The sequence below is a fragment of the Oceanicaulis sp. UBA2681 genome (genome assembly GCF_002354675.1).
In the GTDB taxonomy this organism is placed as follows: domain Bacteria; phylum Pseudomonadota; class Alphaproteobacteria; order Caulobacterales; family Maricaulaceae; genus Oceanicaulis; species Oceanicaulis alexandrii.
In genome coordinates this window covers 1-10,030 of the sequence record NZ_DEMB01000010.1, presented here as the reverse complement: position 1 = coordinate 10,030, position 10,030 = coordinate 1, and the positions used below count along the sequence as shown (strand labels likewise).

Here is a 10,030-nt window from a genome sequence, read left to right as displayed (position 1 = left end):
CAATGGGGCCGATCTTGTCGAGCGACCAGCACAGCGCCATAGCCCCCGTCCGCGGCACGCGTCCGAAAGTCGGGCGCAGGCCGGTCGTGCCGCAACGATGCGACGGCGAAACGATGGAGCCCAGGGTTTCGGTGCCGATGGCGAAGCTGCACAAAGCCGCAGCCGTCGCGGAAGCGGGGCCGGCCGAGCTGCCCGAGCTGCCTTCATTGGGGTTGAACGGATTGCGCGTCACCCCGTCAAACCAGATGTCGCCATAGGCGAGCGCGCCCGAGGTCGCCTTACCCAGAAGCACCGCGCCTGCGGCTTCCAGACGCTGCGCGACCACAGCCGTTTCATCGGCTATCCGGTCCTGATAGACGCTGGCGCCCCAGCTCGCGCGAACATCTGCAACATCAATAATGTCTTTCAACGCATAGGGCACGCCATGCAGCGGTCCGCGCACCTCGCCGCGGGCGCGCTCTGCGTCCATCTGGGCGGCCTGCCGCCGCGCATGGTCGGCGGTGACCGTCACATAGCATTCCAGCGCCTCGCCATGGCGAGCGATCCGGTCAAGATAGATCTCGGTCAGTTCAACGCTGCTCAACGCGCCGGCCGCCATCCAGCTCGCCTGTTTCCAGACTGGTGCGTAGGCGATGTCTGCGGGGTCGCTTGGCGCGGGGCCCGCATTGATGGGCAATCCGGATACGAAAGTGTCTTGCGCACGATAGGTCACGCCCGGCAGACGCGGATCAAAGGTCAGCGCAGGCGCGAGGTCGTTGGGCTTGTCCACCGCGCGCAGGCGCTCGGCGCGCGACACCCAGGCCTCTACGCCATTAAGCATCTGTTCGCGCTCAGACGCTGTATAGCTCACCCCCATCATTCGTTCGGCGCCCGAAAGGGTCTCGCTTGTGATGGGCGGCTGTTGGCGAGCGCTGGCGGCCGAGGCGGCCAGCCCTCCAGCGCCCGCCCCCGCCAGCAATCCCAATACCGTGCGGCGCGTATTCAATGGTCCGGTCATGACGTCCCCTCTGAGATGTTCAGCTCCGGTTCAGCCGCCGGATTGTTCATCTACATTAACGGCGTCACCGCGCCGAACTCGATGTCGGAGGAAAGTAGAGTGAAGCGCGTCCCGAAAAAAGACGCAATTCGCCGCTTTTCAGCCTTGTTTCGTTTGATTTCGCCCAACTTAAGCTTGATTATCGGGACATGGTTAACTCTTGGGCGCTGTGAACAGACTTAATCAAAAGGGGCCGGACCATGCGCGATACGATTGAAACCCAAGATCGGCCGATCACGAACAACCTTCTCGGTTTGAACCGGGGACGGTCGGAGGATGCGGACGAGATCATGGATACTGAAATTGATCGCAAAACCCATCAGATCGTCGATCGTCTGACGGATGCGTATTATCGCGCTTCGGCCTGTTTTGACGCCTATCTGCATTTTCGCCAGACACGCGGTCGGATGTTTGAAGAGGCGCTGCCGCGCGACAAATGGGTCAATCGCTCCGCGACCTATCCTGAAAGCCATATCATGCACTTCTCCATCCTCGCCGGGATGGTGCTCGTGGAAGGCCTGATCAACGCCTATTTCTTTTCCAAAAGCTCTGATCTGGGCCTGTTGGGCGGCTGGATTCAGGCCATCACCGTGGCTTTCACCAATGTGATCACCGCATTCTTCCTGATCGGGTTTTTAGGCTTGCGCCTGTTACAGAACCCCGACCGCCCCTTCTCCTTCGCCGCCGCTATCATCGGCACGCCCTTGGCGTTGGGTTTTGTGGTGTTCCTGAACTACACCGCCGCGCTCTATCGTGACTTGCTGGAACTGAACGCCGCCACTCTGGCGCTCGGTGATCTGGCCGAGCCGACCGGGGCGATTCTGGCGCCCGTGAGTTCCGCCATGGCGGGAACCGGCATCCAGACGCTGGAAGGGCTCTTGCTGTTTGGACTGGGCGTCACCTTCGCCGCCATCGCCGCGTTCAAGGGCGCCACGTTCGATGACCGCCTGATCGGCTATGGCACAGCCCAGCGCCGGGCGATCAATGCAGCCGCCCACCTGTCCGCCGTGCTCAAGCAATTGCCCCACACGCACCGCGAAAACACGGAAAGCGCCGTCGAGATCGAGGAAAGCCTGAGCGGGCCGACGCGTCGTGAGGCGATCGCGCTCAAGCGCAAGATCGACAAGTTTTTCGCCGCCGACAATTCACGCTCGATCCAGCTCTATGAGCAGGCGGCGGACACCGATCTCACCGATCCGGGCGAGACGAGCGGGTCAGACAAACCGCCCTTCCCCGGCCGATAACGTCTAGCCATAAGCGGGCGGGCGCCCCATGATGCCCTCCGCTATCGGCTGGCAGAGGGGGCGTCAGACATATGCGCGGCAAGGATATTCTGGGCATCATCAATATTCTGATCGTGATCGGCGTGCTCGGCGCGATCAGCTATGCCGCCCTCGTGCTGCAACCGCCCGAATATGACCCCAACACCCTATGCCTGAGCGGGGAACAGCCCGCCCATATGGCGCTCGTGATCGACAAGACCGACCTCTATTCGCCCGAACAGGCCTCCCGCATCGAGCAACTCGCGCTCGACAGCCGCGACCGGCTGGAGATCGGCGAACGGTTGTCGCTGTACGAGCTGGACGCGCGCGGCGAGCTGATCAACACCAACAGTTTCTCGCTGTGCAATCCTGGCCGTGGCGACCAGATCAATCCGCTCTATCGCAATCCGGCCCGGGTCGAGGCGCGCTATCAGGCCTTGTTTGAAGGCCCGCTGCAAAGCGCCCTCGCCGATCTGGTCGAACCCAAGGAAAGCCCGGCGAGCCCGATTATCGAGGCGTTGGCCGATTTGGCGCTGGAAGACGGTTTCAATCCCGACACCCCGCGTCGCACGGTCATTCTTGTTTCCGACATGCTGCAGAATTCACGCCTGTTCAGCGTTTATGGCCGCGCCCGGTCAGACCTTGAAAACCGCCTGCCGCCGCCTGGCCGTGTGGCGGCCCTTATCGAGGATGAATATGGCGATGTGCTCGCAGGCGTCAGGATCGAAATCTATCTGATCGAACGTCGGGGATGGAGCAGCGAACAGCGTGATGTTCTGCAAGCCTATTGGTCAGAAGTCTTCCGTCAGCTGGGCGTACGCGACGACTGGCGCACGCTCTAGAACGCCAGTCGTCAAACCTCAAGCCTACGCGCTTAAAGCCCGGATCTCGTCACGTTTCGCAGCCTTCAAGGCGTCATCCAGATCCCGCCAGCCCGCAGCATCGATAACGCGCACATCCTTCATGCCCATAAAGCCCAAAACGTATTTCAGATAGCCGGTCGCGAAGTCCATGTCTGATCCCAGCGGCGTGCCGCCGGTCGGCGTCACCAACCAGACGGTGCGGACCTTCACCAGCCCTTGAACATACGGATCTCCATCGTCAAAGACATAGCGGAAGCTCTCATTGGCGCGCGCCACCATGTCGACCCAGGCCTTCAAGGCCGCCGGGATGGAATAATTGTACATGGGCGCTGCGATCACCAGCTGATCAGCGGCCATCAATTCATCCAGCACCTCTGTGGAGACCGCCAGCGCCTTCACTTGCGCCGCGGTGCGGTTTGCAGGCGGGGTGAAGCTCGCGTCCACAAAAGCCTCATCCACAAAGGGCAGCGGTTGGGCGACCAGATCACGCGTTGTGATCACGCCTGTCTCACCGGCCAGAGTGATGGACAACAGGTCTGCCAGTTCACGGCTGGCGGACTGGGTGGTGCGACCGCTGGAATACAGGGTCAGAATGCGAGGCGCGGTCATGAGGGCTCCTGAAACTCTTCGAAAGAATGGCTTCAGAGATGAGACCAAGACCGCGCCAGCGCCAATCAAACGCGCACCACATAAATGTGAGCGCCTGGTGAGCGTCTTTATTCAGCCGCTTGCGCAGGCTGAATATCAGCCGTGCGGGCCAGTGCGCGGATCGCCTCGCGATCGGTTTCCTCGCGGAAATCCCAGCGCGAGCCGTCAATGACGCGAATATCGGTGATGCCGACGAAATTCAGCACCTGACGCAGATAAGGCGTCGCGAAATCCACGCCCGAATCCAGCGGCACGCCGCCCGACGCGACCACGATCCAGGCCGTTTTGCCGGTCAGCAAGCCTTCAGGCCCCGCTTCGGAATACCGGAAGGTTTCGCGCGCGCGAGCGATCTGATCGATCCAGGCCTTCAGGCTGGCGGGAATGGAGAAATTGTAGATCGGCATGCCGATGACAATTTGATCCGCTGCTTTCAGCTCACCCACGAGCGCGTCAGACCCTTTGAGGATGTCGCGCTGTGCTTGGGTGCGTTCAGCAGGATCAGTGAAATTGGCGCCGACCCAGCCTGCGTCCACTTGCGGCACAGGGGTTTCGGCGAGATCGCGAACCGTCACCGTGCCGGACTCGCCAGCCAGGGCCTGGGAAAGCAGCTGCGACAGTTCGCGGCTGACCGAGCCTTCGAGACGGGCGCTGGAATTGACCTGAAGAATAGTGGGCGCAGACATAATCACCTCCATCATGTGTTGCGGCGGCGCCGCCTGATGGCAGGAGATATGCCTACGCCCGGATCCCGCGTGTAGCCCGACTTCTGGAAGCTCATTGCTTCCAGAACGGAATTACTCGCTCGCTTCCGCTTGCGGCGTCTGCGGCCGGAAATCAGTCTCGCTGTTGGCCAGCAGCCAGACCATCATGGTCCAGGCGGCGACGTTCTGCGCCATTTCTTCAGGCACGATCTTGTCGAACGTGTCATTCGGCGTGTGGTGGAACTCGAAATAGTCCTCGCCGTTCTGCTCAAGCCGCACCATGGGCACGCCCATATATTGCAGCGGGATCATGTCTGGCCCGCCGCCGCCGGAATTATCACCGCGCACCAGACCCAGGCTTTGCAGTTCGCGGTGAATGGCGTCGATCTCCGGCAGGGCGTGCTCGCCCACATTGGAGCGCAGGCGCCAGACTTCCCGAGCGCCGAAATCTGATTCAGACCCAATAATGTGGTCGCCCACCGTGCCGTCTTCCATGCGAGCGTTGGCGTAGGCGCGTGCGCCCACCAGTCCCACTTCCTCGGCGCCGAACAGCACCACACGAATGGTGCGGCGCGGACGATGACCACTTTCCGCGATCAGACGCGCAGCGGCCGTGACGATGCCGACGCCCGCGCCATCGTCGAGGGCGCCCGTGGCGGTGTCCCAGCTATCAAGATGCGCGCCAATAATGACGATCTCGTCGGGTGCTTCAGAACCGGTGATCTCGGCGATGACGTTGCCGCTTATCGCCTCGCCCCGCCAGCCGGCATAGGTGCGCATATTGATCGAGACGGTTTCGCCCATCTCATTCAGGCGCTGGAGCTGGTCTGCATCCGGCGCAGAAACGGCCAGAGCCGGAATGTCGGGCCGACGCCCGTCAGGAAAGCTCATCATGCCGGTGTGCGCGAAACGGTTGGAGCTGGTTCCTACAGAACGAATAAGCACCCCCACAGCGCCGCGATCTTCAGCCAGCACCCAGGCGTCGCGGCGTTTGCGATTGGCCCAGCCATAGCCCTCGCCGGTACGGCTGGCGACCATGCGGTCATTGACGAAGACCAGCTTGCCCTCGAGCGCATCTTCGTCCGCATCCGACGCTAAAAGCGCGTCATAGCTGTCAAAGAACACGACCTCCGCTTCCAGCCCGCCTTCAGGCGTGGCTCCGGCGCCGCCCAGGGAGATCGCATAGAGTTCCTGAGGATACGGCGCGGTGATCGCCACTTCTTCATAAACCGAGCGTCCGCGCGTCCACAGATCAAGCTCGAACGGCTCGACGCGGACGTTTTCAAACGCCAGCTCTTCTAGCATCTCCACCGCCCAGTCGCGCGCCCGCGCTTCCTGTGGCGTGCCCGCGAGACGGGGGCCGACTTCGGTCGTAAGAGACTCGGTGATCTCATAAGCGAGATCGCTCTCAAGCGCGGCCTGTCCCAGAGCCCGGGCGATCTCTCGATTGTCCTGCCCCAGATCAAACGGCTCGGTCTGGGCGTGCGCCAGGCTTGCTGTGGATAGCAGGGCGGCGACCGCAAAGGTGCGCAGCATGATGTCTCTCCTCCTCAGAATTGAGGTGACCATACTGGCGCCGAGCGAAACTGGAAACCTGATCTCATGGTATGCGGTCACGCCCAATTGCGTTTATAAGTCTTGGCATGACCGAGACGACATCAAACTCCGACCAGGCTTTGCCTGAGACCGACGAAATGCTGACGATTCCGCCCGCCTCACCTGAAGTGAAGCGGGCGCAGGGCGGGCCTGTGTCTCATGAACCGCCTGCCCCCGGATATGGCGCGTATGCGCCAGGATTTGTCAGCAAGATCGGGCTCGCCATCGGACGCGCCTTGCCGGCCTCACGCGCCGGCTTGCGTCTGGCCGGCGCCGCGCGCCCTCTGGCGCTCAGCGGCATGAAAGCTGGCGTGGCGGATGTTCAGGCGCTTGGCTTGAAGTTGCGGCTGCACCCCACCGACAATCTGTCGGAAAAGCGTCTGTTCATGACGCCGCAATGCTTTGACCCGGCCGAACTCGAAGCGCTGCGCAGCATCATGGGCCCTGGCAAGGCGTTCATGGATATCGGCGCGAACGCCGGCGCTTATGCGCTGGTGGCGGCGCTGGCCGGCGGCGAGAAATCACGCGTCATCGCGGTCGAGCCCCAACGTGAAATGCGCCGCAGACTCAGCTTCAACGCACGCCAGAATGCGCTCGGCCAGATCGAGATGGCGGGCGTCGCACTGGCGGATTACGAGGGCGAAGAGGTCATGCGCATGATCTCGGGCAATCATGGTCAGGCCCGTCTTGGCGGCTCGGAAGGCGAAGCTGTGCGCGTCACAACGCTTCTAACGCTTATGGATGAGCTGAAGCTCACCAAAGCGCACGCCATGAAAGTGGATGTGGAGGGCGGTGAAGCCGCCATCCTGTCACATTTCTTCGCCAAGGCCCCCAAGACACGCTGGCCGGATTTGCTGATCCTGGAGCGCGCCGACATGGCCGATGGCCGCACCACGCCCGACGCTGCAGCACTGGCGCTGAGCAAGGGTTATCGCATCCGCCAGAGCACCCGAATGAACGTCATCCTGGACCGGGACGCACGCTAACTCCCCCCTCTCCGTTCAGCCCAGAGGACAACTGATGAGCCCGCTTGAACGCATTCTGGAAGGCAAGAGCAAGGATTTGGGCGGATTTTGCGTCACGCGCATCCTGCCTGTCGCACAGCGCCGCCATGTCGGCCCCTTCGTCTTTTACGACCAGATGGGCCCGGCGCAGTTCAACCCCGGCGAAGGCATCAATGTGCGCCCCCACCCCCATATCGGCCTGGCGACCGTCACCTATCTGTTTGACGGTGAGATGGACCATCGCGATTGTTTGGGCGTGCACCAGACCATCTATCCAGGCGATGTGAACTGGATGACCGCCGGCAAGGGCGTCACCCATTCAGAACGCACGGGCGATGAAGCCCGCGCCAAGGGCCTTTTCATGTTCGGCATTCAGGTCTGGGTCGCTCTGCCTGAAGACTGCCAGGAGATCGAGCCCGAGTTTCATCATCATGGCGCGGATGACCTGCCGGCTTTCGAGCTGGGCGACGCGCACTGTCGTCTGATCCTGGGCAGCGCCTATGGCCGCACCTCGCCGGTGAAAGTCTATTCCCCCATTGTCTACGCTCATATCGAGGCGAAAGCGGGCGCACAGTTTGATTTGCCGGAAGGCCATGAAGAACTGGCGCTGCATGTGGTCTCAGGGGGTGTTGAGGTCCGCGGCGAGACCGTCTCAGGCGGACATATGGCGATCTTCACGCCCGGCCAGAACCAGGCGAGCGTCAGCGTGACAGAAGACTCCCGTCTGATGCTGCTCGGCGGCCAACCGCTGGGCCAGCGCTTCATGGAATGGAATTTCGTCTCCAGCCGCAAAGAGCGCATCGAGCAGGCCAAAGCCGACTGGCGCGCCTCGATCGCTCAAGGCTTCAAGGACACCCCCTTCCGCATGCCGGTCGAGGAAAACGAATACATCCCCCTGCCCGGCGATCCCGAACCGGGCGAGCCGCCTGCCTGTACGGAAGAGAATCCGACGAGCTGAACGACAATCAAATGCAAAATGGGCGCGGTTTTGATGAACCGCGCCCGCTCTCTATGGATCTGTAGCAGCCTTATTCGGCGGCTGTGGCGCTCGGGCCGCGGCGTTGACCGCCCCCGCCGCTCCGTCGATTACGCTGGGGTTTGCCGCCGCGTGCGTCTTCACCGCCCTGGCGCGGCTTGCCGGAAGCGCCCCCGCGCTTCTGGCCGGACGGGGCGCCCTCGCCCTGTCCCTGGCCCTGACCGCGGCGTCCGCCCCGGCGTCGGCTTTTGGACTTGGCGGCCTCGCCCTTGGGCATTGGCGGCGCGTCGTTCAGACCGGCGATGGCGACGCCCATGGTCTTCTCGATATCCTTGAGCATCACGCGCTCGTCCGGCGCGCACAAAGCGACGGCCCGGCCGGTCGCGCCGGCGCGCGCGGTGCGGCCGATGCGGTGGACATAGTTCTCGGCCACATTGGGCAGCTCGTAATTGACCACCAGATCAACCCCGTCCACATCAATGCCGCGGGCGGCGATATCAGTGGCCACCAGAACCGGAGATTCGCCGGATTTGAAGGCGTCGAGCGCCCGGGTGCGCTGGTTCTGGCTCTTGTCGCCATGAATGGCGTTGGCCTTGTGGCCGTATTTCACCAGACGTTTCGCCACCCGGTCCGCACCATGTTTGGTGCGCGTGAAGATGATCGTGCGCTTGCCGGCTTCCGGCGCCATCAGATCAATCAGCGCCTCGGGTTTATCCGCCGCTTCGGTGTAGAGCACCTTCTGGTCGATCCGCTCCACCGGTTTGGAGGGCGGGGTCACCGCCACGGTTTCCGGATTGGACAGGAAATCGTCGGCCAGCTGGCGGATCGCCGGCACCATGGTGGCGGAGAACATCAGCGTCTGACGCTCTTTGCCCACCAGACGCAGCAGCTTGCGGATCGCCGGGATAAAGCCGAGATCGAGCATCTGATCCGCTTCGTCCAGCACCACGAAACTGGTCAGATCCAGCCGCGCCTTGCGTTCGCCCAGATGGTCCAGAAGACGGCCCGGCGTCGCCACCAGGATATCTACGCCGCGCGCCAGAGTCTTGATCTGCGGGCCGGCTTTGACGCCGCCAAAGATTACCGCGCTCGTCAGGCGCGTGTGAGCGGTATAGGCGCGAACCTGCTCTTCGATCTGGGCTGCCAGCTCACGCGTCGGCGCCAGAATCAGGGCGCGACAGGAGCGGCCCGGCGCCTGTTTGTTCTCAGCCAGCAATTGATGGATCAGCGGCAGCACGAAGGCGGCGGTCTTGCCGGTGCCGGTTTGCGCCAGGCCGATCAGGTCACGGCCGGCGAGCACCTGGGGGATGGCGCGCGCCTGAATGGGGGTGGGCGTTTCATAGCCCTGTTCGGCGATCGCCGAGAGAATGGAGTCGTTCAGACCTAGATCTGTAAATCGGGTCAAGGATAACCTCATAGCAGCGCTCACGGACGATCTCCGGGCGCTATTTCGTTCAAAAATATAGACAACTGGATCGTTCAGCCGCCGTTCTGGGACGAATATCGCCCCCGCCCGGACCTCATCACGGGAGTGCTCTCACTCCGGCTGATCCGTCGCCGCGCAACCAGCCTCGTGCTGGGCGCGTGCTTCGCGTGCCGCCTCTGTGCGCCCAAATGACCAAGAACGCAAGTGATCATTCTTGAGATACGCTCAATTCCTCTTGGATCATGACCTCTTAGGGCGTTCACTACATGCATCCCGTCCGTCTCTCGCCTGGTCTGAAACAAGAAAAAGCCCCGGCCAATGGCGCGGGGCTTTTTAAACTTGGGTGCGGGGGTAGGATTTGAACCTACGACCTTCAGGTTATGAGCCTGACGAGCTACCGGGCTGCTCCACCCCGCATCAGGGCTGCAACGCTTTTGTTTTAACAACAAATGGGTTGCAGAAGCAAACGTCGTTCTGAGTGACGGCGTCGGTCTCATTTAACAGTGTAACGGAGAATG

Annotated in this window: 9 protein-coding genes and 1 tRNA gene; 4 read left to right on the top strand and 6 right to left on the bottom strand. The window is 62.2% G+C overall.

Annotation, left to right across the window (positions count from 1 at the left end; all coding sequences use genetic code 11):
* Positions 1 to 997, bottom strand: a 997-nt coding sequence (locus B3M53_RS06750) for an amidase (RefSeq protein ID WP_273019981.1), incomplete at its 3' end; no start/stop codon positions are given.
* A gap of 239 nt (positions 998 to 1,236) precedes the next feature.
* Here B3M53_RS06750 and B3M53_RS06745 point away from each other — a divergent pair.
* Both B3M53_RS06745 and B3M53_RS06740 read left to right on the top strand, forming a co-directional pair.
* Complete coding sequence (locus B3M53_RS06745; RefSeq protein WP_022701901.1) at positions 1,237 to 2,280, top strand: hypothetical protein; 1,044 nt, start codon at positions 1,237 to 1,239, stop codon at positions 2,278 to 2,280.
* A gap of 71 nt (positions 2,281 to 2,351) precedes the next feature.
* On the top strand, positions 2,352 to 3,140 hold the full coding sequence (locus B3M53_RS06740; protein WP_022701900.1) for a hypothetical protein: 789 nt from the start codon (positions 2,352 to 2,354) through the stop codon (positions 3,138 to 3,140).
* A gap of 24 nt (positions 3,141 to 3,164) precedes the next feature.
* On the opposite strand, the gene B3M53_RS06735 is transcribed toward B3M53_RS06740, so the two are convergent.
* From B3M53_RS06735 to B3M53_RS06725, 3 genes are all read right to left on the bottom strand, one after another.
* Positions 3,165 to 3,770 (bottom strand): FMN-dependent NADH-azoreductase, encoded by a 606-nt coding sequence (locus B3M53_RS06735; protein ID WP_160091961.1) that lies wholly within the window; start codon positions 3,768 to 3,770, stop codon positions 3,165 to 3,167.
* A 107-nt stretch (positions 3,771 to 3,877) separates the two neighbouring features.
* A complete protein-coding gene (locus B3M53_RS06730) occupies positions 3,878 to 4,492 on the bottom strand; it encodes an FMN-dependent NADH-azoreductase (RefSeq protein WP_160091962.1) in 615 nt (204 codons plus the stop codon).
* 111 nt (positions 4,493 to 4,603) lie between these two features.
* A complete protein-coding gene (locus tag B3M53_RS06725; RefSeq protein ID WP_273019985.1) occupies positions 4,604 to 6,046 on the bottom strand; it encodes a M20/M25/M40 family metallo-hydrolase in 1,443 nt (480 codons plus the stop codon).
* A gap of 107 nt (positions 6,047 to 6,153) precedes the next feature.
* On the opposite strand from B3M53_RS06725, the gene B3M53_RS06720 reads away from it, so the two are divergent.
* A complete protein-coding gene (locus B3M53_RS06720; protein ID WP_273019987.1) occupies positions 6,154 to 7,092 on the top strand; it encodes an FkbM family methyltransferase in 939 nt (312 codons plus the stop codon).
* Positions 7,093 to 7,126: 34 nt separating this feature from the next.
* On the top strand, positions 7,127 to 8,068 hold the full coding sequence (locus B3M53_RS06715) for a pirin family protein (protein ID WP_273019988.1): 942 nt from the start codon (positions 7,127 to 7,129) through the stop codon (positions 8,066 to 8,068).
* A gap of 70 nt (positions 8,069 to 8,138) precedes the next feature.
* On the opposite strand, the gene B3M53_RS06710 is transcribed toward B3M53_RS06715, so the two are convergent.
* Positions 8,139 to 9,491 carry a DEAD/DEAH box helicase gene (locus B3M53_RS06710; RefSeq protein ID WP_273019990.1) on the bottom strand — a complete coding sequence of 451 codons (1,353 nt, stop codon included), beginning with the start codon at positions 9,489 to 9,491 and terminating at the stop codon, positions 8,139 to 8,141.
* Positions 9,492 to 9,852: 361 nt separating this feature from the next.
* A tRNA-Met gene (locus B3M53_RS06705) sits at positions 9,853 to 9,929 on the bottom strand.
* Between the last annotated feature and the right edge of the window lie 101 nt (positions 9,930 to 10,030).